This is a genomic window from Rhizobium sp. CCGE 510 (assembly GCF_000292525.1).
Classification (GTDB): Bacteria; Pseudomonadota; Alphaproteobacteria; order Rhizobiales; family Rhizobiaceae; genus Rhizobium.
Genome location: NZ_AEYF01000001.1, coordinates 216,831 through 242,218 on the forward strand (window position 1 = coordinate 216,831; position 25,388 = coordinate 242,218).

Consider the following 25,388-nt stretch of genomic DNA (forward strand, 5'->3'; position numbering starts at 1 on the left):
AGCAAGGCACAGAAATATAATTCCTCTAATCGGTACCGATCTAAAGAATTAGACAGTAAATCAAAGCGTTACGGCAAGGCGTCTCGCCTCAGCCGGCAAATTTACCGCTGCGCGGAAAACCCTTCGGCACAGTGCGGCCGGCGGTGGCGCGGTCGGACAGCCACTCGGCAAGCTCATCCTTGTTCTTCGTGAAGGTGCGGCCGGCGCTGTCTTCCCAGACGAGACCGTTTGCGATCGCAAAGCAGCGGACGTCGGAAATGCCGCCATCCTTGTAGCGCTGCAGACGCACGCCCTTGCCGCGCGACATTTCCGGCACCTGCGCCAAGGGGAAGACCAGCAGCTTGCGGTTTTCGCCGACGACGGCGACATGATCGCCACCAACGGGCACGAGCAGCTGGGTTTCCTCGGGCAGCGCGACATTCATGATCTGCTTGCCCTTGCGGGTATTGGCGACCAGTTCGGCCTCCGGAACGATGAAGCCGTTGCCGGCCGTCGAGACGATCAGCTGTTTGCGCGAGGGATCGTGGACGAAAGCCGTCAGCACCGCCTGGTCGTTGTCCATGTCGATGATGATGCGCAGCGGCTCGCCGTGACCGCGACCGCCAGGCAGCTTGTCGCCGCCGAGCGTAAAGGCCTTGCCGCCTGTGGTGACGATCAGGATCTTGTCCGTCGTCTGCGCCGGGAAGGCCAGCTTCAAGCCGTCGCCCTCCTTGAAGGTCAGCGTCGCCGTATCGGCGATATGGCCCTTCAGCGCGCGGATCCAGCCCTTTTCGGAAATGACGACGGTAATCGGTTCCTTCTCGATCATCGCCTGCTGGATTGCTTCCTCGTCGGCTTCGGGCGCATCGGCAAACTGGGTGCGGCGGCGACCGACCTCGGTCGCCTTGGCAAATTTCTTCTTCACTTCGCCGATTTCCCAGGCGACCGTCTGCCATTGCTTGTCGTCGGAGGCGAGCAGCGCCTCGATCTCACCTTTTTCCTTGGTGAGTTCGTCGAATTCCTTGCGGATTTCGAACTCTTCGAGCTTGCGCAAGGCGCGCAGCCGCATGTTGAGGATCGCTTCGACCTGAATCTCGCTGAGATCCCAGCGCGCCATCATCACCGGCTTCGGCTCATCCTCCTCGCGGATGATCTTGATCACCTCGTCGATGTTGAGATAGGCGATCAGAAGGCCGCTGAGGATTTCCAGGCGCCTTTCGATCGCCGCCAGGCGGAAGCGCGAGCGGCGCTGCAGGACCTCGCGGCGGTGATCCAGCCACTCCTTCAGCACTTCGTTCAGCGCCATGACCCGCGGGATGCGGCCCATGGACAGCACGTTCATGTTGAGTGGGAAGCGGTTTTCGAGCTCGGTCAGCTTGAACATCGATTCCATCAGGATCGTCGGATCGACGCTACGGGTCTTCGGCACCAGGACAACGCGGATGTCCTCGGCCGATTCGTCGCGGATATCTTCCAGCAGCGGCAGCTTGCGGGCGATCAGCAGCTCGGCGATCTTCTCGATCAGCCGCGATTTCTGCACCTGGAAGGGAATTTCGGTGATGATGATCTGGTAGCCGCCACGGCCGAGATCTTCAGTCTGCCATTTTGCCCGCACGCGGAAACCGCCGCGGCCGGTGCGATAGCTCTCGATGATGCTGTCGCGGCTGTCGATGATGATGCCGCCTGTGGGGAAATCCGGGCCGGGAATGAATTCGACGAGCTTTTCGACGGTCGCATCGGGATGTTTGATCAGATGCAGGGCGGCGTCGCAAAGCTCGTGGGCATTGTGCGACGGGATCGAGGTCGCCATGCCGACGGCGATGCCGGAGGAGCCGTTGGCGAGCAGGTTCGGGAAGGCGCCGGGCAGGACGACCGGCTCGGAATTCGACTCATCATAGGTGTCGCGGAAATCGACGGCATCCTGATCGATGCCTTCGAGCAGCAGTTCGGAAACCGCCGTCATCTTCGATTCGGTGTAACGCATGGCGGCGGGGCTGTCGCCATCGATATTGCCGAAATTGCCCTGGCCGTTGACCAGCGTGTAGCGCTGCGAGAAATCCTGGGCGAGACGGGCAAGCGCGTCGTAGATCGACTGGTCGCCGTGCGGATGGTAGTTACCCATCACCTCGCCGACGATCTTGGCGCATTTCCTGAAGGCCGAAGTCGGCCTGAGCCCCATCTCGTTCATCGCATAGACGATGCGGCGGTGAACGGGCTTCAGCCCGTCGCGCACGTCAGGCAAAGCGCGGTGCATGATGGTCGACAGCGCATAGGCGAGATAACGCTGCTCGAGCGCCGCCTTGAGGTCGACCGGTTGGATGTGATCGTCGTCTCCGCCGGAAGGCGGTAAAATCTCTTGTCCCATAGGTCCTGACTAGCCCAGAAGAGGCTGGCGGGCAAGGAATCCGGGGCATAGCAGCTGTGGATGAAGTCTTGGCACCGACATCAAAGGATGAGACAAACGTTCCGCCGCAATTTGAACTTCGTTTGCCGTTCCTTTCAACGGAAATTTAGAAGTCCGCAAATATAAAGCAGGCCCAATCCGTAGTAGCGTAACTGCAGATTTCCAACCGCCATCACGCCACCAGAGGAATCACCCCATGAACTTTTACCGGACAACGCGGCTGATGCTGTCGGGCGCCGCCATTTTCTCGCTCGCCGGCTCGGCATTCGCTCTCGATGGCACCGATCTCTTGAAGAAGATCAATGCCGCCTATGCCGCCCAGGGCGGGACGATTGCGGCTGAGGCCGTCGATATCGACGGCACGACCGTGACGTTGAAGAATGTCACCGTCAAGCCGACCGGCGGCGAAAGCCTGCCGATCGGCGAAATCACCCTTTCCGGCGTCGAAGAAGACGAAGATGGCGGCTATTACATCGAAGAAGCGGCCTTCCCCGATATCAACAAAACGCAAGACGGCGTGACCGTCACGGCGCAGGAGCTGACGCTCGGCGGCATCTCCGTGCCGGCAACGCCGGGCGGCGACACGCTCGACACGATGATGCTCTATGAAACCGCCCATACCGGCCCCGTGAAGGTGGTCAAGGACGGGGCGGAAGTGTTCTCGCTGCTCGAAACCAACATGAACCTGACGCTGCGCGAAGACGAATCCGGCTTCGATTTCGACGGCGCCTTCAAAAGCATGAAGGCCGATCTCACCAAAACCGAGGATGCGCAGAGCAAGGACGCGATCGAGAAGCTCGCCCTGCAGCACGTCCAGGGCGACATCACCATGAAGGGCGCCTGGGAACTCGGCCCCGGCACGATCGACGTCTCGGAATTCGCCTTCGACTTCACCAACGTCGGCAAGCTGAACCTCGGCTTCAAGATCTCGGGCTACACGATGGCCTTCATGAAATCGATGCAGGATGCGATGAAGGAATCCGAAGCTGGTGCGGACAAGGACCAGTCGCAGCAGGCGCTGGGCCTCGCCATGCTCGGCCTGATGCAGCAGCTGTCCTTCGAAGCCGCGCAGGTGCGTTTCGAAGACGCCTCGATCACCAAGCGCGCGCTGGATTATGCTGGCTCGCAGCAGAACATGTCGGGCAAGCAGATGGCGGATTCGCTGAAGGCGATGACGCCGATCATGCTGGCGCAGCTCAACATCCCGGAATTGCAGAATGCCGTTTCGGCAGCGGTCAACACCTTCCTCGACGATCCGAAGAGCTTGACCGTCAAGGCCGCTCCGGAAAAGCCGGTGCCGTTCCCGACGATCGTCGGTGCTGCCATGGGCGCTCCGAACACGCTGCCGCAAGTGCTCGGCGTCAAGGTTTCGGCCAACGACTGATCGACTGGTTTCATTGTTGAAGGGCCCGGCAGTTTCCGCTGCCGGGCCTTTTTCATTTTCAGGCACGGTGGCGGGCGACCTCGGCGATAGCGAGGGCTGCGATATCGAGTAATTCCTCATGGGACGCTCCGTCCCTCGCCTGCACCGACATCCCCTGGACGATAGCAGCTAGGAATCGCGCCAGAGCGCCGGCGTTGGTCCCGGCCTTGATATCGCCCTCACGGATGCCGCGCTCGATCCTGGCGGCGAAGCCATTCAGCGACTGCCGGCGCAGTGCCGCAACATGATTGGCAACGGCGTCGTTCTCGCTGGCGCAGTTCAGTACCGCCGTCGAAATCATGCAGCCTTTCGGATGCTCCGGCGCCGAAAAAATCGCGGCCGAGCCTCGCAATATGCGCTCGAAGGCGGAGACGGTGTCGATCGGCTCGGCAAGCGCCGAAAAAGTGTTGGCGCCCAGCCCTCGGTACTGCTGCAACGCCTCGCGATAGAGATCGGCCTTCGAGCTGAAGGCGGCATAAAGGCTTTGCGGCGTAATGCCCATGGCGGCAGTGAGATCGGCGATCGAGGCGCCCTCGTATCCGCGCGCCCAGAAGGTCTCTCGGGCGGCCGATAGAACTGTCTCTCGGTCGAAAGCCGGCGGGCGGCCGCGGCGGCGGGCGGGAGGATTTTTGACGTCGGCATTATTTTTCACAATGATCACTCTAGAAATTCGGGGCGGCGTGCTATATTCAGGAACGGTCATTGTGATTATAGAAGGTTTAATCTGATGAGTCTTCCCCTCGAAAAAGCAGAAGCCAACAGGCGTTCATCCCTCGGCGCAGCCGTCGATACGGCAATAGCCAGCGCGCTCGACGAAAAGCGGCTGGTCGGGACAGTCGTGCTCGTCGCCCGCGACGGAGAGATCATTCATCGCCGCGCAGCCGGCCTCGCCGATCGCGAAAACCGTCTGGCGATGCGCGAGGACATGATTTTCAGGCTTGCCTCCATCACCAAGCCGATCGTCACCATCGCCGCGATGCGGCTCGTCGAGCAGGCGAGAATCGGGCTCGACGACCCGGTGACCCGATGGCTGCCGGAGTTCCGGCCAAAGTTGCCCGACGGCAGCGAAGCCACCATTCGCCTCCGCCACCTGCTGACCCATACATCCGGTCTCGGCTATAGCTTCTCCGAAGAGGATGGTGGTCCCTATATCAGCGCCGGCATTTCCGACGGCCTCGATCAACCGGGACTGCCACTCGCCGAAAATCTGCGGCGGATCGCCAGCGTGCCGCTGCGTTTTACGCCAGGCAGCGACTGGCAATATTCCCTTGCCATGGATGTTCTCGGCGGCGTCATCGAGGCGGAAACCGGCGTGGCGTTGGAGGAGGCCGTTGCCGAACTGGTGACGAGACCGCTTGGACTCGCCGATACCGCTTTTTCGGTTCGTGACCGCAGCCGGCTGGCGGCCGCGTATATGGACGCGTCACCGGAACCGGCGCTGATGGGCGAGAATGCGCTGGTGATGTCGCAGATGGGTCCCATCCGTTTCGCGCCGAACCGTATTTTCGACCCCTCCTCCTATCATTCCGGCGGCGGGGGCATGGCGGGAACGGCGGCTGACGTCCTTGCCGTGCTCGAAACCATCCGCAGGGGTGGTGGACCGCTGCTCTCTAACGAAACCGTGCGGATGATGATGACGGATCAGGCCGGCGGGTACCGCCAGCACCACGAACCCGGCTCCGGCTTTGGCTTCGGCTGGTCTGTCATCACCGATCCGGCCGAGGCGGGCGTGCCCTTCCCCAAGGGCACGCTGAAATGGGGCGGCGTCTATGGTCATAGCTGGTTCATCGACCCGGTCAACGGCCTGACCGTCGTTGCGCTGACGAACACGACGCTGGAGGGCATGTGGGGCAAGTTCACGGTCGATCTACGCGAGGCGATCTACGCCGCATTGTGAACGACAGCAAAAAGCCCGACGATTTGAACTGCCCCTCGAAAGTTGGACAGCAACCTTCGGGGCAGTTCAGCGGTCGCCGGGCCTTTGCATTGGGGATCAGACGATCCTCAGTCCTTCTTGACCGGGGGGATCGGCCGGATCGCGAGTTCACGCAGCTGTGTCGGCGCTGCCGGGCTCGGCGCGCCCATCAGCAGATCCTGGGCCTGCTGGTTCATCGGGAACAGCGAGATCTCGCGCAGGTTCTTCGCGCCAACGAGCAGCATGACAACGCGGTCGATACCGAAGGCAGCACCACCATGCGGCGGCGCGCCGTACTGGAAGGCGCGGTAGAGGCCGCCGAAACGATCTTCGACATCCTGCTGGCTAAGACCGACTTTCTCGAAGGCAGCGACCATGGTTTCCGGCGACTGGTTACGAATCGAGCCCGAGGCGATTTCGAAGCCGTTGCAGACGGCGTCATACTGGAAAGCCTTGATCGTCAACGGATCCTGGTTCTGCAGTGCTTCGAGACCGCCCTGCGGCATCGAGAACGGGTTGTGGGCGAAATCGACCTTCTTGTCTTCCTCGCTCCACTCGAAGAAGGGGAAGTCGACGATCCAGCACAGTTCGAAGCGGTCACGGTCGACGAGGTTCAGTTCTTCGCCGGCCTTGGTGCGCGCCTCGCCGGCAAACTTGTAGAATTTTTCCGGTTCGCCGGCGACGAAGAAGCAGGCGTCGCCATCGCCGAGACCGAGCTGGGTGCGGATCGCGTCGGTCCGCTCCTCGCCGATATTCTTGGCAAGCGGGCCGGCACCTTCGAGCTTGTCGTTCTCGCTGCGCCAGAAGATATATCCGAGGCCAGGCTGGCCCTGGCTCTGCGCCCAGGCGTTCATGCGGTCGCAGAAGGCGCGCGAGCCGCCTGTCTTGGCCGGGATCGCCCAGATCTGAACCTTTGGGTTCGAGGCAATCATGCCGGCGAAAACCTTGAAGCCGGAGCCGGCGAAATGCTCGGTCACGGCTTCCATGACGATCGGGTTGCGCAGGTCCGGCTTGTCCGAACCATATTTGCGGATCGCCTCGCCATAGGGGATGCGCGGCCATTCCTTGGTGACCGGCTTGCCTTCCGCGAACTCCTCGAAGACGCTGGTCATCAGCGGACCCATCGTGTCCCAGACGTCCTCCTGGGTGACGAAGCTCATTTCGAGGTCGAGCTGGTAGAATTCGCCCGGCAGGCGGTCGGCACGCGGGTCTTCGTCGCGGAAGCAGGGTGCGATCTGGAAGTAACGGTCGAAGCCCGCCACCATCAGCAGTTGCTTATACTGCTGCGGCGCCTGCGGCAGGGCGTAGAAGGTGCCGGGATGGATGCGCGAGGGCACGAGGAAGTCGCGTGCGCCTTCCGGCGAGGAGGCCGTCAAGATCGGCGTCGTATATTCTGTGAAGCCGACATTGCCCATTTCTCGGCGCATCGCCGAAATGACCTGGGTGCGCTTGACGATGTTCTTATGCAGCGTTTCGCGGCGAAGATCGAGAAAGCGGTACTTGAGGCGGACGTCTTCGGGATAATCCGGCTCGCCGAAGACTGGCAGCGGCAGTTCCTTGGCGGCGGAGAGCACTTCGATCTCCTGGGCGTAAAGCTCAATCTCGCCGGTCGCCATTGTTTTGTTGACGGTGTCGTCGGTGCGGGCCTTGACGAGGCCGTCGATGCGGATCACCCACTCGCCGCGCACGGTCTCCGCCATTTTGAAGGCCGGGCTATCAGGATCGGCGACAACCTGGGTGATGCCGTAATGGTCGCGAAGGTCGATGAACAGGACGCCGCCATGGTCGCGAACGCGGTGGACCCAGCCGGAGATGCGGACGGTCGAGCCGACATCTGTCTTGCGGAGGGCGGCGCATGTGTGGCTGCGATAGCGATGCATGATCTCAATTCCTGGCATGTGGCTTAAGACGGCAGCAAGGGCTCCAAGACCCCTCAAGCGCCGACAAGAAAATCGGGCGGAAAAGCGCATGGACGCTCCGATTTGTCAAGGCTTGGCGCGTGCCACCCGCGCGTTTGGCACGCGTTTATGGCGAGGACGCGACCCGTATGCTGGGCAGTTTGGCCGCACTTCCCATATTGATGAAGGAGCGGGTCAACTTTAAAAGGATCGGCATTATCACTGTGGAGCCTCCGCATGTCTCTCCTGACCCGCCGCAACCTTCTCAAGGCATCCGCTGTCGCGGGCGCCTATGGCGTCGGCATCGGCGTTGCCGGCAAATTCGGGCTTGCCGAGGCAGCCCCCGAGCCGCAGTTGCTGACGGCGGTGAAGACCGAGGCCATGCTGACCGAGGCCGGGCCGACCCGGGATATCATGAGCTGGGGCCAGGACGGCATGCCGCCGGTTCTGCGGATGAAAAAGGGGCGACCCTATGCGGCGCGGTTGAAAAACGGGCTCGACGAGCCGACGACGATCCACTGGCATGGGCTTCGCATCGACAACCGCATGGACGGCGTGCCGTTCATGACGCAGCCCTATATCTATACCGGCGACAGCTTCGACTACGTCTTCACGCCTCCCGATGCCGGCACTTTCTGGTACCATCCGCATTGCAACACGCTGACGCAGATGGGGCATGGCATGACCGGCGTCATCGTCGTCGAAGATCCGGCCGATCCAGAATTCGATGCGGAAGTGGTGCTGAACCTGCGCGACTGGCGGCTTGGCGGCGACGGGCAGTTCATCGCCGCTTTCAAGCCGCGCGACGCCGCCAAGTCCGGCACCTACGGCACCGTGCGCACCGCCAACTGGCACCAGGAGCCGCAATATGACGCCCCGGCCGGCGGGCTGGTGCGGCTGCGCATCGCCGTCACCGACGTGACGCGGATCTTCTCGCTGAAGGTGGAAGGCGCCGATACGACCGTCATCGCGATCGACGGCAATCCGGTGCCGAAGCGTTTCCCCCTCGACCTGCTGCAGATCGGTCCGGGTCAACGGCTCGATCTTGCCGTGCGCATGCCGGACAGCGAAGGCGCCGTAGCGACGCTCGAAGATATCCGCGGCACCACGCCGAAGACCATCGCCAGCCTGCGCGCGGTCGGATCATCGTTGAAGCGCGATATCGGCGATCTCGGGCCGCTTGTCGAAAATCCGGTGGCGAAAGCCGACCTTTCCGCCGCCGAACAGATCCCGCTGGTGCTGAGCGCCACCGCCGAGAACACCGCTGTCGAAAGCATCTGCGGCACGCTCGGCTACAGTTTCTGGGCAATCAACAAGGTGCCGTGGCCAGGCGACACGCCGGATCCGACGGCGCCGCTGGCTGAACTGAAGCTCGGCAAGAGCTATGTCTTCAATCTGGAAAATACCACACCGCATGCGCATCCGATCCATCTTCACGGGATGAGCTTCACGGTGATCTCCTCTTCGACCAGGGAGGTGATGCCGCTCATCTCCGATACCTATCTCATCCAGCCCGACGAAAAAGTGCAGCTCGCCTTCGTCGCCGACAATCCTGGCGACTGGCTGCTGCATTGTCATATCATCGAGCACCAGAAAACCGGGATGACCAGTTACGTCAGAGTGACCTGAGGCGGCCTTGCCGCAGTTTGGACGTAATTCTTATCCAGCAATGCTCGAAGCCTATGCTCTTGTATTGACATATCGAAGCGAAAGGAGAAGGAAGGTTCAACCGACCTTTTCCTTGCGAATGAAATGATATGATCGAAACCACCGCCGATTTGGCGGCCGCCTGCAAAGAGCTGGCCAAGTCCGACTTCATCACCATCGACACCGAATTCCTGCGCGAGACGACCTTCTGGCCGGAGCTTTGCCTGATCCAGATGGCAAGCCCGACAACCGAAGTTCTCGTCGATCCGTTGGCCAAGGGGATCGACCTCTCCCCCTTCTTCGAGTTGATGGCCGATTCGAAGGTGCTGAAGGTCTTTCACGCGGCGCGTCAGGACATCGAAATCATCTTCAATCGCGGCAATCTCATTCCGCATCCGATCTTCGACACGCAGGTCGCCGCGATGGTTTGTGGCTTCGGAGACAGCGTCTCCTATGACCAGCTGGTCAGCCGCATCAAGAATGTCCATATTGACAAGTCGTCGCGCTTCACCGACTGGAGCCGCCGGCCGCTGTCCGACAAGCAGCTGGAATATGCGCTGGCGGACGTCACCCATCTGCGCGATGTCTACCTGTCGCTGAAGGCGCAACTCGATCGCGAAGGCCGTACCTCCTGGCTCTCCGAGGAGATGGACGTCCTCGAGGCGCGCGAAACCTACGACATGCATCCCGACGATGCCTGGCAGCGGCTGAAGATGCGGTTGCGCAAGCCGCAGGAGCTGGCGGTCCTGAAATATGTTGCCGCCTGGCGCGAACGCGAGGCGCGGGCGCGCAACGTGCCGCGTTCGCGGGTGCTGAAGGATGATGCGATTTACGAGATCGCCCAGCAACAGCCCAAGGATACCGAGGCGCTCGGTCGCCTACGCACTATTCCGAAAGGCTGGGAGCGCTCGACCTCCGGCGCCGCCGTCATCGAGGCTGTCAATACGGCGCTCGCTCTTCCGAAGGCCGATATGCCACATGTGCCGCGCCAGGCGCAGGCGCCCGAAGGAGCTGCTGCTGCTGTCGAACTGCTGAAGGTTCTCTTGAAGCTGATTTCGGAAAAACACGGCGTGGCGCCGAAGGTGATCGCCAACAGCGAGGATCTCGACAGGATCGCTGCCGAGGGCGAGAAGGCCGAAGTCGGGGCCCTGCACGGCTGGCGGCGCGATCTATTCGGCGAGCCGGCGCTGCAGCTGATCCAAGGTCAGATCGCTCTGCGCTTCGTCGACCGGAAGGTCGAGACCATCAGCCTCTAGAGCACGATGCCGAAAAGTATGAGCGGTTTTCTTATGACATCATGCTCTAACTCTTTAATGTAGAACAGGATTCAGATTTTAGGCCGAGCGCAGGATTCAGATTTTAGGCCAACCGGGCCTAAAATCATCCTGTTCGAGCTGGCTTCAAGGTCTTACAACCCACGCGTCTGTGTGACGCGCGGGGTTGTAAGACCGCATCGAATTCGCTTGACGCTTTTTTCCCAGCTGAAACAATGGCTGGAAGAACCATTATTTGGTGAAGGACAGCATGCGGGAAATCTCTCCGACGCAGAACTGGATCCTGATCACGATCGTTCTGGCCGCCAGCGGCGTTGTCTACGATCTGATGTTCTACTCCAATCAGACGCCCGTTGTCGGCGCAATCTTCGCGCTGTTTATCGGCATGCCGATCATTGCCTTCGAGCGCAAAGCGTTGTTCCGCGGGCTGTACAGACATATCCAGAGGCTGCCGACCTTCGCCTTCATCATCAGCGAATTGGTGATCTACGAGATCCTGATGAGCATCGGTTTTGCCTGCGGCGCTCTGCTGCTCTCGTCAATCGGAATGGTGAAGCCAACGTCGTTTCTCGATCTCGTCATCATGCCCTACGAGGTCTTCCTCTATGCGCTTGCCGTCTGCTCGGCGCTGATCTTCATCCTGCGCGTGCGGGAACTGCTCGGCCGCGAGGTATTCCTCAGCATGCTGGTCAGCCGCTATCGCAATCCGGTCAGGGAAGAGCGTGTCTTCCTGTTCATCGATCTGGTCGATTCGACTGCCTTTGCCGAAAAGCACGGCGACCTCCGCGCGCAGCAGCTGCTGAGCTCGCTGTTTGCGACCTTCGCCGAGCCGGTCCGGCGCCACAAGGGCATGATCAACGACTATGTCGGCGATGCGGCGATCATCACCTGGCCGCTTGCCCGCGGCGTTAAGAATGCGCGTTGCGTGCGCTGTATGTTCGATATCCTCGCCGATATCGAAGCCAATGCCGCCGGCTGGCGGAAAAGCTACGGACAGGTGCCGAAGCTTCGTGCCGCCCTTCACGGCGGCGAGATCATCACCGCCGAAATCGGCGTCGACCATCACAAGATCAGCTATTTCGGCGACACGGTGAACACCACCGCTCGGCTGGAGACCCTCTGCCGCAGCCTGAACCGGCCGGTGCTCATCTCCTCCGAGCTTGCCCGGCGCATGGAGTTTCCCGACGACATCGCTTGCGAGGATCTCGGCACCCATGCCGTCAAGGGGCGCGGCCAGGCGCTTGGCGTCATGGCGCTTTCCTCGCGCGCGGTTACCGTGCTGAACACGCCGGCGGTCATTCTGCACGGCTGAGCGACCGTTCTGCTGCGCATCACCAAAGCTTCACCCAACCGTCAATTCGCTGACACGGAAGCCCTGCTAAGCGGAAGCCATTCGCATCCGTTTCATGGGGATATTATGAAGACCATTCTTTTTGCTTCCGTGTCGCTTTTCATCCTGGTCGCGGCCTCCGCTTCCGCCGACCAGCAGCAGTTCCCGGCCAAGCTCGCCGGCCAGGCGATCCTGCCTGCCAACACCATGGCTCCGGCTCCGGCCGATGCTCCTGAGTTCCTCAAGCATTCCGGCAAGTTCACGACGGCGGACCGCAAGCGCACCGAAGCGCTCGGCACGGTTCCCGGTAAGGATGGCGCCCGCGTGACCGACCTGAAGCTTTCCTTCGAGGGTCAAGCGATCCAAGGCTTCTCGGGCATCAAGACGATGGCCGACGGCAGCTTCTGGACGCTCACGGACAACGGCTTCGGCTCGAAGGCCAATTCCTCCGACGCCATGCTCTTCCTGCACCAGATGAAATTCGACTGGGCGACCAACAAGGCTGATGTCGTCAAGAACCTCTTCCTCTCCGATCCAAACAAGATCGCGCCGTTCCCGATCGTGCTTGAAGGCACCGATACACGTTATCTCACCGGCGCCGACTTCGACATCGAATCGATCCAGCCGGTTGCCGACGGCTTCTGGCTCGGCGACGAATTCGGTCCCTATATCCTGAAGTTCGACACAGCAGGCCGCCTCACCAACGTCATCGCGACGACGCTCGACGGCAAGCCGGTGCTTTCGCCCGACAATCCGCTGATCCAGCTTCCGGGCAACCCGGCTGCGAAGATGCCGGTCTTCAACCTGAAGCGCTCCGGCGGCTTCGAAGGCCTCGCCATGTCCAGGGATGGCTCCAAGCTCTACGGCCTGCTCGAAGGCGCCATCTACAAGGATGACGGCCAGATGGAATCGGTCGATGGCCACACCGCCGTCCGCGTCATCGAATTCGACGTCGCCTCCAAGAAGTGGACCGGCCGCAGCTGGCTCTATCCGTTCGAAGACAAGGGTGTGTCGATCGGCGACTTCAACATGCTTGACGACACCACCGCTCTCGTCATCGAGCGTGACAGCGGCGCCGGCACCAAGGACAAGGCCTGCGCCGACCCGAAGCAGCCGAAGCCGGATTGCTTCGAGGCGCCGGCCGAGCTGAAGCGCGTCTACAAGATCGAGTTCAACGATGCCAATGTCGGCAAGGCCGTCCGCAAGATCGGCTATATCGACCTTCTGAATATCCAGGACCCAGACAGCAAGAAGAAGGCCGGAGCCAAGGACGGCGTCTACGACATGCCCTTCGTGACGATTGAAAACGTCGACCGCGTCGACGCCACCCACATCATCATCGGCAACGACAACAACCTGCCCTTCTCCGCCGGCCGCGCCGTCGACAAGGCTGATGATAACGAGTTCAGCCTGCTTGAGGTTGGCGAGTTTCTGAGCGCGAAGTAATTCGGTTTGGTTTGAGATGGAGAGGGCGGTGCGGAAGTGCCGCCTTTGGTTGGTGGTGATTTCGAAATTTTGGCGTTGTGCCGTGTGTGCCCCCCTCTGCCCTGCCGGGCATCTCCCCCACAGGTGGGGAGATTGGCTGGGCGCAGGGGCTTCCCCAAACAATCAGCGATTCAACTCGGGTTGACGTTCAAGATGCGGGAAGGTCATGCCACTTGTAATCTCCCCACCCGTGGGGGAGATGGCCGGCAGGCCAGAGGGGGCCTCCTCGGCACAACGGCCGCAAATCAGACCTACTCGAACAGAAACGCCAGCTTTTTGTTTGTCAGCTTCGACAGCTGCTGCAGGCGGCCGTCCAGGCGTTCGCCGGCGAAATCGCGGTATTCGGGGGGCACGACGAATTCGAGGTCGATGTCCGGGCTCGACGATTTGCGGAAGGTCAGGTTCTTGACGATTCCGGGCATCGAGGCCGAGAAGAGGTAGACGACACGCAGCATGCCGCCGAGCAGCTTAGCGCGCTCGATGAACTGGGGAGTGGCGATCTGCGCCAGCGGGCCGGTCGCGCCGTCGTCGTGCAGGCCCTCGAAACGGTAGTAGTTGCTGAGCGCAATAAAGGCGCGGCCGGGATGACTGATGCCGACGAAGGAAGAGTGGGCGATGACGTTCAGCGCCTGTAGACCGCGATAATCGGGATGGGCACGCCAGCTGATATCGGCAAGCAGACAGGCCGCCTGACGGTAGCGGCTTTCCTCTTCTGTTTCCTGGACGCCGAAGAGTGGCATCATGCGGCCGGTCCATTCCGCCAGTTCGCGGGCATGCTCCGGCGAACGCGCACGCAGGATAGCCAGTTCGCCGGCAGCAGCAAGCAGCGGATCGAGGCGGCGTTCGCCCTCCGACAGCAGCGAATAGAGATATCCCTCGCGCACACCCTGCGCCGAGAAGGAAATCTTCGACGGCTTCATCGCGCTCAGCACTTCCGTCATGGCAACGGCGCCGAAGGGCAGCAGCGAACGGCGATGCTTGGACACGGCCTGCAGCGCCGGCTCCTTCGAATCGCGCGCGGTCACCACCTGTTCGAGGAACAGCATCATCGCTTCGAGCGAGACCTCATAACCCTGCATCATATGCAGCGGATAGTGAGTCATCTCCATATGCAGCTTGGCGATGTTTCGCCAGGTGCCGCCGACGGCGTAGAAGGTGCGCCCCTCGCCTTTCGACAGCAGCTTTGCCGTCTTCACCTGCTTGCGGGCAAAGGTGCGGGCCTTGGAGAGCGAGCCGCCGGCATATTCCGACAGGCGCAGGCCGCCGAGCGGCAGCGTGATGCCCTTGCCGAACTCCTTGCCCTTGATATCGATCAGTTCAAGCGAGCCGCCGCCGAGGTCGCCGGCAATGCCATCGGGATTGAAGAAGCCGCTGATGATGCCGAGCGAGGCGAATTTCGCCTCCTCCTCGCCCGAGAGGACGCGGACCTTGCGGCCGAGGATGGTTTCCGCCTGATGGATGAAATCAGGGCCGTTGCTTGCCTCGCGCGCGGCGGCCGTCGCCAATACATACATGGTGGCGGCGCGCGCCTGGTCGGACAGGGCCTTGAAACGGTGCAGCGACGCCAAAGCCCTTATGACGCTGGCTTCATCCATCTTGCCGGTCAGGGCTATGCCCCTGCCGAGGCCGCAGAGAACCTTTTCGTTGAACAGGACGGTTGGCGAACGGGACATGCCTTCATAGACGACAAGACGAATGGAATTCGATCCAATATCGACGACGGAGACCGGGGCGATCCCCGGAAGGCGCCCCTGGGCTTCAGATTCAACCATCTAGGTCCAGTTTTACTTGTTGTTGCGGCCTTCGAGCAAGCCGGCGATCAGCTTCGGCGCACTGGACTTCAGAGCTTCACCACGGCCCGACAGGCTCGGATTGGTCATGAAATACTGCTGCGCGTTGAACGGTTCCTCGCCCCTGCGCACTTCCATGCGCCGCGACGTACCGTCGGGCAATATCTCGTAGCTTTGTTGATTGTCAATCACGTTGCCGAGCATAATCTGTGACAAGACCTGCTCGTGAACGGTCGGGTTCGTCAGCGGAACCATGGTTTCGACGCGGCGATCGAGATTTCTCGGCATCATGTCCGCCGAACCGATGTAAACCAGCGCCTTGTCGGACGGCAGGCCGTGGCCGTTGCCGAAACAGAAGATACGGCTGTGCTCGAGGAAGCGGCCGATGATCGACTTGACGCGGATCTTTTCGGAAAGGCCGGGCACCTGCGGACGCAGGCAGCAGATGCCGCGCACGACGAGATCGATCTCGACGCCGGCATGGCTGGCGCGATAGAGCGCGTCGATAATATCGGGGTCGACAAGCGAATTCATCTTCATCCATATCGCCGCCGGGGCGCCGTTCCTGGCGTGCTGTATCTCTTCCTCGATGTGGCGCAGGATGCGCGGGCGCATCGTATAGGGTGAGATGGCGAGCTGCATGCTCTGTTCCGGCTCGCCATAGCCGGTGATGAAGTTGAAGATGTTCGCCATGTCGTGGGCGATGACCGGATTGCAGGTGAAATAGGACAGGTCGGTGTAGATCTTCGCGGTGATCGGGTGGTAGTTGCCGGTTCCGAGGTGGCAATAGGTCCTGAGCTTGCCTTCCTCGCGGCGGACGACCATCGACATCTTGGCGTGGGTCTTGAGCTCGATGAAGCCGAAGACGACCTGCACGCCGGCGCGCTCGAGATCGCGCGCCCAGCGGATGTTCGCCTCTTCATCGAAGCGGGCCTTCAGCTCGACCAGCGCCGTCACCGACTTGCCGGCTTCGGCGGCGTCGATCAGCGCGCGGACGATCGGGCTGTCGTTGGAAGTGCGGTAGAGCGTCTGCTTTATCGCCAGGACGTCAGGATCGCGCGCAGCCTGGAGAAGAAACTGGACCACCACGTCGAAAGATTCGTAGGGGTGATGGACGACCATGTCCTTTTCGCGGATGGCGGCGAAGCAGTCGCCGGCATGTTCGCGGACGCGCTCGGGAAATCGCGCATTGTAGGACGGAAACCTGAGATCCTCGCGCGGCGCCTTGGTGATCTCGGACAGAGTGTTCAGCGCCAGAAGGCCCGGCAGAACGGCGACGCGATTGTCAGGGATATTGAGCGCCTGAACGACGAACTGGCGCAGCGAGGCCGGCATTTCCGAGTCGGTCTCGATACGGATGACCTTGCCGCGGCGGCGCCGCTTCAGCGCCGTTTCGAAGAAGCGGACAAGATCCTCAGCCTCTTCCTCGACTTCGATATCGCTGTCGCGGATGACGCGGAACGTACCGGAGCCCTGCACCTCGTAACCCGGGTAGAGCCGGTGGATGAAGATGTTGGCGACATCTTCCAGGGTGATGTAGCGGATCGTGCTTCCATCATCCGGCAGACGGACGAAGCGGTCGAGCGCCGGCGGCAGGCGCAGCAGCGCCGTCATCGGGTCGCGGCCGTTCTTGCTGACGAGCTGCAGGCCGATCGAGAAGCCGAGATTTGGAATGAACGGGAACGGATGGGCCGGATCAATCGACAGCGGCGTCAGAACCGGAAAGATCGCTTGTTCGAATTCGGCGGCCAGCCACTGGCGATCGGCATCGCTCAAGGCGCCGGGGCGGACGATCAGGATGTCTTCCTTGGCGAGATACTGCTGCAGCACGGCGAGCGAGGCCTGCTGCTCCATCTGCAGATGGTCGATTTCCTGCAGGATCGACTCGAGCTGCTCGGCCGGCGTCTTGCCGTCGGGGCTGCGGATGACGATGTTCTGGCGCACCTGGCCCTCTAGGCCGGCGACACGCACCATGAAGAATTCATCGAGGTTGGCGGCCGAGATCGACAGGAAGCGAACGCGCTCAAGCAAAGGATGCTCGGTATTCAGCGTTTCTTCCAGGACACGGCGGTTGAACTGCAGCCAGGAAAATTCTCGGTTGATGAAGCGCTCGGGGCTCTTGAGCAGTTCTTCCAGCGGGGGAGTGTTGTCGTTGGATTGCGGAGTAAGTTCCTGATGCTCTGCGACTGCACTATCCATGGTCTACCCCGTTCTCAATCGCCGAAGGCAATTATATCAGTTTCACGACGGAACTGTGACAGTCAATCGGCCGGCTCCGAATTTCCCAATTCATTCAATACCTCGGCGGCCAGAGACCGGGTGATTTTCGTGCCCCGCGACAGGGCCAGCCGGTCAAGCCTTTCGACGATCGTCTGAGCGGCATTCAGCGATCGCTCCATCCGGTTAACGATATAGAGCACGAGTTTGTCATCTATATAAAGCTGCCGGTCGGCAAAGAGCTTGACGATCACCTGCGACAACAACGCCTCGTCGGGTTCGCCGATCTCGACGACGGTTGCAGCTTTCAGGCGCGAGCGCAGATCGGGCAGCAAAACCGGCCAGGACATCGGCCAGAGACGACTTGTTATCAACAGGCTGGTGCCGTTTTCGCGGACGCTGTTAATGACGTGGAACAGCGCATTGTCGTCGAAGCCAAGACGGTCGGCATCCTCGAACAGCACCGGACCGGCCGCTGCAGCAACCGCGGCGTCCGAGCCAAGCTCGGGATGGATGTCGACGGCGCCGCTCAATTCCCGCCAGATGCGGGCGAGATGCGATTTTCCCGAACCGACCGGGCCGGCGAGCACGACGACCGGCGATGGCCATGCCGGCCAGGCATCGACGATCGAAACGGCGGCAGCGAGACGCTCCGAGATCAGGAGGTCGTCGCGCCCGCTTGCGGCATCGTGCAAAAAGGCCAGCGGCAGCTGCTCTCCGGCCTTACGCTTCGGATCAGCGTTGTTCACGTCATTCATGGGGAACTGTTTTCGTCTTCCGGGCGCGGCCAGTCGGCGACACGCCAAAATAAAGATCACTCTGAAGGTAACGCGAAAGCGCGAAACGAACAAGGACGCCGACGGCGGCAGCGGCCGGCACGGCGACCAGAAGACCGACGAAACCGAAGAGCGCGCCGAAGGCAAACAGCGCAAACATCAGCCAGACCGGATGCAGGCCGACGCTGGAGCCGACGAGCTTCGGCTGCAGGATATTACCTTCCAGGAACTGGCCGCTGAAGAAGACGGCGAGGACCAGGCCGATCCACGGATAATCCGGCCAGAACTGGACGATCGCGACGCCGATAGCGAGAACGAGGCCGACCATCGAGCCGACATAGGGAATGAAACTGATCATGCCGGCAAAGAGCCCGATCAGCAGGCCGAAGTTCAGGCCGACGAGAGAGAGGCCCGCGGCATAATAAATGCCGAGGATGAGGCAAAGCGAGCCCTGGCCGCGGATGAAGCCGGCAATCGCCTGGTCGATCTCCTTGGCGATCTGGCGAACATCGCTGATATAATCGCGCGGGATCCACTGATCGACCTTGGCGACCATACGATCCCAATCAAGCAGGATATAGAAGGCGACGACGGGGGTGACGACAAGCAGCGATATGACGTCGACGATCGCCTTGCCGGAATTCCAGATCTGCGCGAAGAGCCCGGTCAAGAAGCCCATGCCTTCGGAGAGGATGCCGGAGAAATTGTCCTTGATCGTGCCGGCCTGGCTCTTGACCCAATCCGGCAGCAGGGAATTCTGCGATTGGCTGATGAATTGCTGCAACTGGCTGATGTAAGTCGGCAGACGCTCGGCGAAATCGTTGAACTGGCTGACGAGCACGGGAATGAGGATCATCAGCGCCAGCGCAAAGACGATGACGAAAGAGATGAGGATGCCGACCGTCGCCATCATGCGGCTCAGACCCAGCCGCTCCAGCCGGTCGGCCACCGGATCGAGGAAATAGGCGATCGCCATGCCGGCGATAAAGGGCAGCAGGATCGAGCTGAAGACATAGAGAAAAACGATGAAGAAGACGAGCACTGCCAGCCAGAAGAAGATCTGACGCTTGAGACTGTTGCCGCTAACTTGCTGTGGCATCGCTTCCCCGCTGTTCGCTTTCCGCCGCCAAACGCCGCATCCGAACCGAAGCGGCCATTCAGCACATAGGATGCAGGCGCAAAGATGGTCAACCCTGCCGCGCCAAATCCCGGAAAGCCTCGGGGAAGACGCGGGAAATTGGGGGCTTTTGCCATGCGGCGCTTGCATAAAGCCCCCTGTCATGCAATTGCGACCGGCAGATGACGCGGCGCGTCTGCCGCCAGAAATAGCCATCGGAGACCAGCATGAGCCAGTCTGGGAAAAACGGCCTGACATACAGCGATGCGGGCGTCGATATCGATGCCGGCAACCTCCTCGTCGAGAAGATCAAGCCGGCGGTGCGCTCGACGCGCCGCCCTGGCGCCGACGGCGAGATCGGCGGCTTCGGCGGGCTGTTCGATCTCAAGGCTGCAGGTTTTACCGATCCGGTTCTGGTTGCCGCCAATGACGGCGTCGGCACCAAGCTGAAGATCGCCATCGATGCCGATTACCACGACACTGTCGGCATCGACCTCGTCGCCATGTGCGTCAACGATCTCGTCGTGCAGGGCGCCGAGCCGCTGTTCTTCCTCGATTATTTCGCCACCGGCAAGCTCGACCCAGACCAGGGCGCGGCCATCGTCGGCGGCATCGCCGCCGGCTGCCGGCAGGCGGGCTGCGCGCTGATCGGCGGCGAGACGGCCGAGATGCCCGGCATGTATTCCTCCGGCGATTACGATCTCGCCGGTTTCGCCGTCGGTGCTGCCGAACGCGGCAAGCTGCTTCCCTCCGGCGATATCGCCGAGGGCGACGTGATCCTCGGCCTTGCCTCCTCCGGCGTGCATTCCAACGGTTTTTCGCTGGTGCGCAAGATCGTCGAACTCTCCGGTCTCGACTGGGATGCGCCGGCGCCATTCGCCGACGGCAAGAAGCTCGGCGAGGCCCTGCTGGAGCCGACCCGCATCTATGTGAAGCCGCTTCTGACGGTGATCCGCGAAACCGGCGCCATCAAGGCGCTGGCGCACATCACCGGCGGCGGCTTCCCGGAAAATATTCCGCGCGTGCTGCCGAAGCATCTGGCGGCTGAGATCGATCTTGCCGCCGTCAAGGTTCCCAAGGTGTTTTCCTGGCTCGCCAAGACGGGCGGCGTCGAAGCGAATGAAATGCTGCGCACCTTCAACTGCGGCGTCGGCATGATCGCCGTCGTCGCCGGCGAGAATGTCGCTGCCGTTTCCGCCGCCCTCGAAGCCGAGGGCGAGACTGTGGTCACGCTCGGCCGCATGATCGCCCGCAACGAGGGTGCTGCCGGCACGGTCTACAAGGGCACGCTTGCCATATGAGCGCGAAGCGCAAACGCGTCGTCGTCTTCATATCCGGCGGCGGCTCGAACATGATGGCGCTGGTTGCGGCGGCAAAGGCCGCTGACTATCCGGCCGAGATCGTCGGGGTGATTTCAGACAAGGCGGATGCCGGTGGACTTTCCAAGGCCGCCGCGGAAGGCATCGCCACCTTCGCCTTTCCGCGCAAGGATTATGGCAGCAAGGAAGCGCATGAGGCGGCGATCTTTGCCGCACTCGACACGCTTTCTCCCGACATCCTCTGCCTAGCAGGTTACATGCGGCTGCTGACGCCCACCTTCATCCAGCGTTATCAAGGCCGGATGCTCAACATCCACCCTTCCCTGCTGCCGCTGTTTCCAGGCCTGCATACACATCAGCGCACCATCGACGCCGGCATGCGGATCGCTGGCTGCACCGTGCATTTCGTCACCGAAGGCATGGACGAAGGACCGGTGATCGGCCAGGCGGCCGTCCCTGTTCTCACAGGCGATACGGCCGAAAGCCTCGCCTCGCGCGTGCTCACCGTCGAGCACCAGATCTATCCGCAAGGGCTGCGGCTTTTTGCCGAAGGCCGAGTGACAATGGAAGGCGGCAAGGCCGTCGGCGCCGAGGCTTCGGCCATCGCGCCCAACGCCCAACTCATCTCGCTGATCGGCGACCGCGCTTAGAGCGCGCCGGTGTATTAAGCCGCCAACACCCGCAACGGATGCAGCGTGCCGTCGCTGTAGACGAAGCGGCCGGCGCGGAAGGTGGCGCGGATGCGGTTGATGTCGCCGGGCTCGACCACGACCAGATCGGCGCGCTGGCCGAGGGCGATTTCGCCTCGGTCCGAGAGGCCGGCGGAGCGGGCGGCATTGCCGGTCGCCATGGCGACGGCTGAAGGCAGGCCGCCCTCCACCATGTCGGCGAGCTTGAAGACGCCGGGCACGAAGGCGGCCGGATGATAATCGGCGGCGATGACGCTGAGCAGGCCTGCCTTTGCGGCATCGAGGGCGCTGAGGTTGCCCGACATCGACTGGCCGCGCAGCGCATTCGGGGCACCCATCAGGGTCCAGAGACCGCGGCGGCGCGCCTCTTCCGCGGCGGGCGCTGTCACCGGAAACTCGCTGATGGTGACGCCGAGATCGTGCATTTCGGCGACTTTTTCGACGCTGTCATCGTCATGCGAGGCAAGCGACAGCTTGTGCTTCAGCGACAGCGCGACGATCTCCTTCAGCTTGGCCTCGATTTCAGGGTTATTGCGCATGGCGATGCGCTTGGCGACGATCTCGGCGGCCATTTCCTCGGAGACGGCGCGGCGCTCGGAAATGCTGAGGATGTAGCTTTGCAGGTTGTTGTACTGACCCTGGCCCGGCGTGTGGTCGGTGAGCGAAACCATGTCGATCTGATCGGCATTCAGCAGGCGCTCGAGTGCGGCAGCGGCGCCGACATTGGTGATTTCGTAGCGGGCGTGGACGCGGTGGTCGATCAGCAGATTGTCGCGCAGGCGGTTGATGCCTTCGATCACCGCCGAAGTGGTCTCCAACGAGCGGACGTGGCCGTAGACGCTTTCGGTGGCAAAGGAGACGGCGGCAAAGGCCGTGGTGACACCGGCGGCGGCAAGCTTCTTGTCGAGCTCGTGGATGCCGAAATCGATCGGCATCGTCGCGTTCGGCCGCGGCGCGATCTCGCGTTCGATCATGTCGCCGTGCAGGTCGACGAATCCCGGCATCAGCAGCCGCCCGCCGCCATCGATGGCCGCCCCGGCAACCGGCTCCGGCCTGATCTCGGCAATGACGCCGTCCTCAACACGCACGGAACCTTCACTCACTACCTCGTTTGGGAGAACGAGGGTGAAATTGCAGAGCCACATGGGCTTTCTCCTGACCGCATCCGATGATTGACAGACCGCAGCGGATAGAACCGCTTCGTGACAGCCGTATGAAATTTCGAGCGCGCTCACCTTAAAGCGGAAACTTGCACTTTGAAAACCATCCGCGGCGCGCGCCCCGCAGATAACACTCTCCGTGCACCCGAGCAAAGACGGCAATCAGGCCGTCAGCCCTGCCCTGTTCAAGATGGCCCATTGCAGCAGCACGATCGTCTTGACGTCGAAGATCTCGCCGGTTTCGATCATCGCCGCAGCTGCGTCGAGCGGGATTTCGAGGACCTCGATATCCTCGTGTTCTTCATCCAGGCCTCCGCCTTCCGCCACGCGGTCGGCGGTGTCGACCAAGGCTGCGAAGAAGTGGACGACTTCGGTGACGGCACCCGGTGAGGTATAGGATTTGAAGAGGAACCGCGCATCGCGCAGGCGATAGCCGGTTTCCTCCATTGCCTCGCGACGGATCGCTGTTTCGGGATGGTCGTCGTCGAGAAGGCCAGCCGGCACCTCGATCACCCAGGCGGGGTCGCCGTTCATATGCACGGCAAGGCGGAACTGGCGGACGAGAACGACGAGATCGCGTTTCGGATCATAAAGCAGAATGCAGGCGGCGGGCGTGCGGTGATAGACCTCCCGCTTCAAGCGCTGGGTCGCGCCCCTGCGGTCGATATAATCGAGCAGATAGCTGCTCAGCTTTGTCCACCCATTCGACAGCGTTTCCTCGCTGACGATCTTCACCCGTGATTTCGGCTGCATCATGCTGCGTCCCTGCGAAGCCAGACCTTGTTATCATGCACGGCCGCCCCGCCATAGGGCGCGACCGGGTCGGCGCCTGTGAGCACGTTGATACCCTCGCCATCGACATGCGCCTTGTTCGGCCAGAGGCCCTCGGCGATCAACACGCCAGGCTTCACCTCGGTGGTGACGCGGGCATGGATGCGCAGATCGCCGCGGCTGTTGCCGATGCGGACGAGATCGCCATGGGCGATGCTACTGGCTTCGGCGTCGGCGGGATTGATCATCACCTCGGGGCGGCCTTCCTTCTGACGCGAGGTCTTGGTCTCGGAGAAGCTCGAATTCAGAAAATTGCGGGCGGGCGAGGTGGCGAGACGAAAGGGGTGTTCGCGATCGGCGACTTCGATGACATCGACCTGATCGGGGAAAGCCGGAAGCTCGGCATGCGGCCCGAGCGCGCCGATCGCCGCCGGCGGCTTGTTCGGCGCTGGCTGATCGATCCAGTCCGGGCGGAAATGAAACTTGCCATCCGCATGCGCAAAGCCATTCAGATAATGCGCCTCCTCGAAAGCCGGCTGGCGGTCGAACCATTTGTGTTCGAGGAAATGGTCGTAATCCGGCAGGCCGCTCGATTCGAGAACCCGATCCACCATTTCGCGGGCAGTGAAGCCGAAGCCGGGTCGATCGGCGACGCCGAGACGTTTGGCCAGTTCCTCGATGACGAAGAGATTGGTGCGCACGGTTGGCGGTGGTTCGACCAGCTTCGGCCCGAGCAGGATGTGGTTCTGGCCACCGGCCCGGTAGATATCGTCATGCTCGACGAACATCGTCGCCGGGATGACGATGTCGGCGATATCAGCCGTCTCGGTCATGAACTGCTCGTGCACGGCGACGAAGAGATCATCGCGGGCAAAGCCGCGCCTGACGAGGCGCTGCTCGGGGGCGATGTTTGCCGGGTTGGTGTTCTGGATCAGCATTGCCGTCACCGGGCCGCGATGGCGCAGCGCCACAGCATCGCCGGTCAGCACGCGGCCGATCTGCGACTGATCGAGCATGCGGATATCGGCATCCTTCATCGACCGGCCAGTCAACTCCGCATTGTTCATGCGGAAGATATCGCTATTCGAATGGAAGGCGCCGCCGCCCTCATATTGCCAGGAGCCGAGAACGGTGGCGATCGAGGCGGCCGCATGCATGGCGACCGCGCCGTTGCGTTGGCGGGTGAAGCCGTAGCCGAGGCGAAAGAAGGTCTTTTTCGTCGTGCCGACGAGGCGGCCGAAGGCTTCGATCTCCTCGACCGACAGGCCGGTGATGTCTGCTGCCCATTGCGGCGTCCGGGTTTTCAGATGCGCTTCGAGACCTGCGGGATCATCGGCATATCGCGCCATATAGCCACGGTCGGCATGGCCGTCGCGGAAGGCTATGTGCATGACGGCGCAGGCCAGTGCCGCATCGGTGCCCGGCCTGACGATCAAGGCCATGTCGGCCTGCTTCATCGTCGGATTGTCGTAAATGTCGATGACGACGATCTTGGCGCCGCGCTCCTTGCGCGACCTGATCGCGTGGGTCATCACGTTGACCTGCGTCGAGACCGCGTTGGTGCCCCAGATGACGACGCAATCGGTGCGGCCCATCTCGCGCGGGTCGGGACCGCGCAGCGTGCCGGTCGCCATGGTGAAGCCGGTCCAGGCCGGGTTGGTGCAGATCGAAGAGAAGAAGCCGGAATAGCGCTTGGCATGGCGCAGGCGATCGATCGAATCGCGCTGCACCCAGCCCATGGTGCCGGCGTAGAAATAGGGCCAGATCGCCTCGCTGCCGTTCCTTGCCTCAGCCTTCACGAAGGCTTCGGCGATCTCATCGAGCGCATCATCCCAGGAAATCTGCTGCCACTGCCCTGCCCCCTTGGCGCCGGCGCGGCGCAAGGGATGCATCAGGCGGTCGGGATGGTAGAGCCGCTCGGCATAACGGGCGACCTTGGCGCAGATGACGCCCGAGGTGTAGGAATGGTCATTCGCGCCGCGCACACGGCCGATGCGGCCATCCTCCGATATCTCGACCTCCAGCGCGCAGGTGGAGGGACAGTCATGCGGACAGGCCGTGTGGCCCACCCTGTTGTCCGGCTTCGGGGATTTGGCGTGGATGGGGGTCGCAATGTTCATGGCATTTGTATATTCCAAGGCTTGCACGGCCAAAAGCCACAAAAATTTCCCATGACGCGAATTCATACGGACAT

Annotated in this window: 18 protein-coding genes; 8 read left to right on the forward strand and 10 right to left on the reverse strand. The window is 61.8% G+C overall.

Annotation, left to right across the window (positions count from 1 at the left end; translation table 11 throughout):
- Positions 1-88 precede the first annotated feature (88 nt).
- Entirely contained in the window at positions 89-2,344 is a 2,256-nt protein-coding gene (parC, locus tag RCCGE510_RS01095; RefSeq protein WP_007626327.1) for a DNA topoisomerase IV subunit A, read from the reverse strand.
- Between the two features lie 235 nt (positions 2,345-2,579).
- On the opposite strand from parC, the gene RCCGE510_RS01100 reads away from it, so the two are divergent.
- Positions 2,580-3,767: a hypothetical protein gene (locus RCCGE510_RS01100; RefSeq protein WP_007626328.1), complete on the forward strand. Its 1,188-nt coding sequence runs from the start codon at positions 2,580-2,582 to the stop codon at positions 3,765-3,767.
- Positions 3,768-3,825: 58 nt separating this feature from the next.
- Here the strand turns inward: RCCGE510_RS01100 and RCCGE510_RS01105 are convergent, their stop codons facing one another.
- Positions 3,826-4,467 (reverse strand): TetR/AcrR family transcriptional regulator, encoded by a 642-nt coding sequence (locus RCCGE510_RS01105; protein WP_007626329.1) that lies wholly within the window; start codon positions 4,465-4,467, stop codon positions 3,826-3,828.
- A 66-nt stretch (positions 4,468-4,533) separates the two neighbouring features.
- Here RCCGE510_RS01105 and RCCGE510_RS01110 point away from each other — a divergent pair, with 66 nt between their 5' ends.
- Positions 4,534-5,703, forward strand: a complete 1,170-nt coding sequence (locus RCCGE510_RS01110) for a serine hydrolase domain-containing protein (protein ID WP_007626330.1) — start codon at positions 4,534-4,536, stop codon at positions 5,701-5,703.
- A gap of 107 nt (positions 5,704-5,810) precedes the next feature.
- Here the strand turns inward: RCCGE510_RS01110 and aspS are convergent, their stop codons facing one another.
- Entirely contained in the window at positions 5,811-7,601 is a 1,791-nt protein-coding gene (gene aspS / locus RCCGE510_RS01115) for an aspartate--tRNA ligase (protein WP_007626331.1), read from the reverse strand.
- A gap of 255 nt (positions 7,602-7,856) precedes the next feature.
- Here aspS and RCCGE510_RS01120 point away from each other — a divergent pair, with 255 nt between their 5' ends.
- The 4 genes from RCCGE510_RS01120 to RCCGE510_RS01135 all read left to right on the forward strand — a co-directional run bounded on the left by RCCGE510_RS01120 (position 7,857) and on the right by RCCGE510_RS01135 (position 13,316).
- Positions 7,857-9,248, forward strand: a complete 1,392-nt coding sequence (locus RCCGE510_RS01120; protein ID WP_007626333.1) for a multicopper oxidase family protein — start codon at positions 7,857-7,859, stop codon at positions 9,246-9,248.
- A 128-nt stretch (positions 9,249-9,376) separates the two neighbouring features.
- Positions 9,377-10,522, forward strand: coding sequence for a ribonuclease D (gene rnd / locus RCCGE510_RS01125; protein ID WP_007626335.1), 1,146 nt, complete (start codon positions 9,377-9,379; stop codon positions 10,520-10,522).
- A gap of 268 nt (positions 10,523-10,790) precedes the next feature.
- Positions 10,791-11,852, forward strand: coding sequence for an adenylate/guanylate cyclase domain-containing protein (locus tag RCCGE510_RS01130; RefSeq protein WP_007626336.1), 1,062 nt, complete (start codon positions 10,791-10,793; stop codon positions 11,850-11,852).
- Between the two features lie 105 nt (positions 11,853-11,957).
- Complete coding sequence (locus RCCGE510_RS01135; RefSeq protein ID WP_007626337.1) at positions 11,958-13,316, forward strand: esterase-like activity of phytase family protein; 1,359 nt, start codon at positions 11,958-11,960, stop codon at positions 13,314-13,316.
- Between the two features lie 290 nt (positions 13,317-13,606).
- On the opposite strand, the gene ppx is transcribed toward RCCGE510_RS01135, so the two are convergent.
- The 4 genes from ppx to RCCGE510_RS01155 form a co-directional block, all read right to left on the reverse strand.
- Positions 13,607-15,127: an exopolyphosphatase gene (ppx, locus tag RCCGE510_RS01140; protein ID WP_007626338.1), complete on the reverse strand. Its 1,521-nt coding sequence runs from the start codon at positions 15,125-15,127 to the stop codon at positions 13,607-13,609.
- 12 nt (positions 15,128-15,139) lie between these two features.
- Positions 15,140-17,344 (reverse strand): RNA degradosome polyphosphate kinase, encoded by a 2,205-nt coding sequence (locus RCCGE510_RS01145; RefSeq protein WP_007626339.1) that lies wholly within the window; start codon positions 17,342-17,344, stop codon positions 15,140-15,142.
- 62 nt (positions 17,345-17,406) lie between these two features.
- Positions 17,407-18,120 carry a DnaA regulatory inactivator HdaA gene (gene hdaA / locus RCCGE510_RS01150; protein WP_007626342.1) on the reverse strand — a complete coding sequence of 238 codons (714 nt, stop codon included), beginning with the start codon at positions 18,118-18,120 and terminating at the stop codon, positions 17,407-17,409.
- Entirely contained in the window at positions 18,113-19,237 is a 1,125-nt protein-coding gene (locus tag RCCGE510_RS01155; RefSeq protein WP_007626343.1) for an AI-2E family transporter, read from the reverse strand. Before RCCGE510_RS01155 ends, hdaA begins: the two co-directional genes overlap by 8 nt.
- 245 nt (positions 19,238-19,482) lie before the next feature.
- On the opposite strand from RCCGE510_RS01155, the gene purM reads away from it, so the two are divergent.
- Together purM and purN are read left to right on the forward strand one after the other, a co-directional pair.
- The gene (gene purM / locus RCCGE510_RS01160; RefSeq protein WP_007626344.1) at positions 19,483-20,556 is read left to right on the forward strand and encodes a phosphoribosylformylglycinamidine cyclo-ligase; all 1,074 of its coding nucleotides are present in this window, start codon (positions 19,483-19,485) and stop codon (positions 20,554-20,556) included.
- Positions 20,553-21,224, forward strand: a complete 672-nt coding sequence (gene purN / locus RCCGE510_RS01165; protein WP_007626345.1) for a phosphoribosylglycinamide formyltransferase — start codon at positions 20,553-20,555, stop codon at positions 21,222-21,224. The genes purM and purN overlap by 4 nt, the downstream gene beginning before the upstream one ends.
- 14 nt (positions 21,225-21,238) lie before the next feature.
- Here purN and RCCGE510_RS01170 read toward each other — a convergent pair whose 3' ends face one another.
- The 3 genes from RCCGE510_RS01170 to RCCGE510_RS01180 all read right to left on the reverse strand — a co-directional run bounded on the left by RCCGE510_RS01170 (position 21,239) and on the right by RCCGE510_RS01180 (position 25,380).
- Complete coding sequence (locus RCCGE510_RS01170; RefSeq protein ID WP_007626346.1) at positions 21,239-22,408, reverse strand: alpha-D-ribose 1-methylphosphonate 5-triphosphate diphosphatase; 1,170 nt, start codon at positions 22,406-22,408, stop codon at positions 21,239-21,241.
- A 177-nt stretch (positions 22,409-22,585) separates the two neighbouring features.
- Positions 22,586-23,179 (reverse strand): NUDIX domain-containing protein, encoded by a 594-nt coding sequence (locus RCCGE510_RS01175; RefSeq protein ID WP_007626347.1) that lies wholly within the window; start codon positions 23,177-23,179, stop codon positions 22,586-22,588.
- Positions 23,176-25,380 carry a molybdopterin oxidoreductase family protein gene (locus RCCGE510_RS01180; RefSeq protein ID WP_037077439.1) on the reverse strand — a complete coding sequence of 735 codons (2,205 nt, stop codon included), beginning with the start codon at positions 25,378-25,380 and terminating at the stop codon, positions 23,176-23,178. Before RCCGE510_RS01180 ends, RCCGE510_RS01175 begins: the two co-directional genes overlap by 4 nt.
- Positions 25,381-25,388: the final 8 nt, after the last annotated feature.

Bases quoted from the DNA above. Each gene is read 5' to 3' on its own strand.
- purM (WP_007626344.1), top strand. From the start codon at position 19,483: ATGAGCCAGTCTGGGAAAAACGGCCTGACATACAGCGATGCGGGCGTC.
- RCCGE510_RS01100 (WP_007626328.1), top strand. From the start codon at position 2,580: ATGAACTTTTACCGGACAACGCGGCTGATGCTGTCGGGCGCCGCCATT.
- RCCGE510_RS01180 (WP_037077439.1), bottom strand. From the start codon at position 25,380: ATGAATTCGCGTCATGGGAAATTTTTGTGGCTTTTGGCCGTGCAAGCC.
- RCCGE510_RS01155 (WP_007626343.1), bottom strand. From the start codon at position 19,237: ATGCCACAGCAAGTTAGCGGCAACAGTCTCAAGCGTCAGATCTTCTTC.
- rnd (WP_007626335.1), top strand. From the start codon at position 9,377: ATGATCGAAACCACCGCCGATTTGGCGGCCGCCTGCAAAGAGCTGGCC.
- RCCGE510_RS01110 (WP_007626330.1), top strand. From the start codon at position 4,534: ATGAGTCTTCCCCTCGAAAAAGCAGAAGCCAACAGGCGTTCATCCCTC.
- RCCGE510_RS01175 (WP_007626347.1), bottom strand. From the start codon at position 23,179: ATGATGCAGCCGAAATCACGGGTGAAGATCGTCAGCGAGGAAACGCTG.
- RCCGE510_RS01130 (WP_007626336.1), top strand. From the start codon at position 10,791: ATGCGGGAAATCTCTCCGACGCAGAACTGGATCCTGATCACGATCGTT.
- aspS (WP_007626331.1), bottom strand. From the start codon at position 7,601: ATGCATCGCTATCGCAGCCACACATGCGCCGCCCTCCGCAAGACAGAT.
- RCCGE510_RS01145 (WP_007626339.1), bottom strand. From the start codon at position 17,344: ATGGATAGTGCAGTCGCAGAGCATCAGGAACTTACTCCGCAATCCAAC.
- purN (WP_007626345.1), top strand. From the start codon at position 20,553: ATGAGCGCGAAGCGCAAACGCGTCGTCGTCTTCATATCCGGCGGCGGC.
- RCCGE510_RS01135 (WP_007626337.1), top strand. From the start codon at position 11,958: ATGAAGACCATTCTTTTTGCTTCCGTGTCGCTTTTCATCCTGGTCGCG.
- hdaA (WP_007626342.1), bottom strand. From the start codon at position 18,120: ATGAATGACGTGAACAACGCTGATCCGAAGCGTAAGGCCGGAGAGCAG.
- ppx (WP_007626338.1), bottom strand. From the start codon at position 15,127: ATGGTTGAATCTGAAGCCCAGGGGCGCCTTCCGGGGATCGCCCCGGTC.
- RCCGE510_RS01120 (WP_007626333.1), top strand. From the start codon at position 7,857: ATGTCTCTCCTGACCCGCCGCAACCTTCTCAAGGCATCCGCTGTCGCG.
- parC (WP_007626327.1), bottom strand. From the start codon at position 2,344: ATGGGACAAGAGATTTTACCGCCTTCCGGCGGAGACGACGATCACATC.
- RCCGE510_RS01170 (WP_007626346.1), bottom strand. From the start codon at position 22,408: ATGTGGCTCTGCAATTTCACCCTCGTTCTCCCAAACGAGGTAGTGAGT.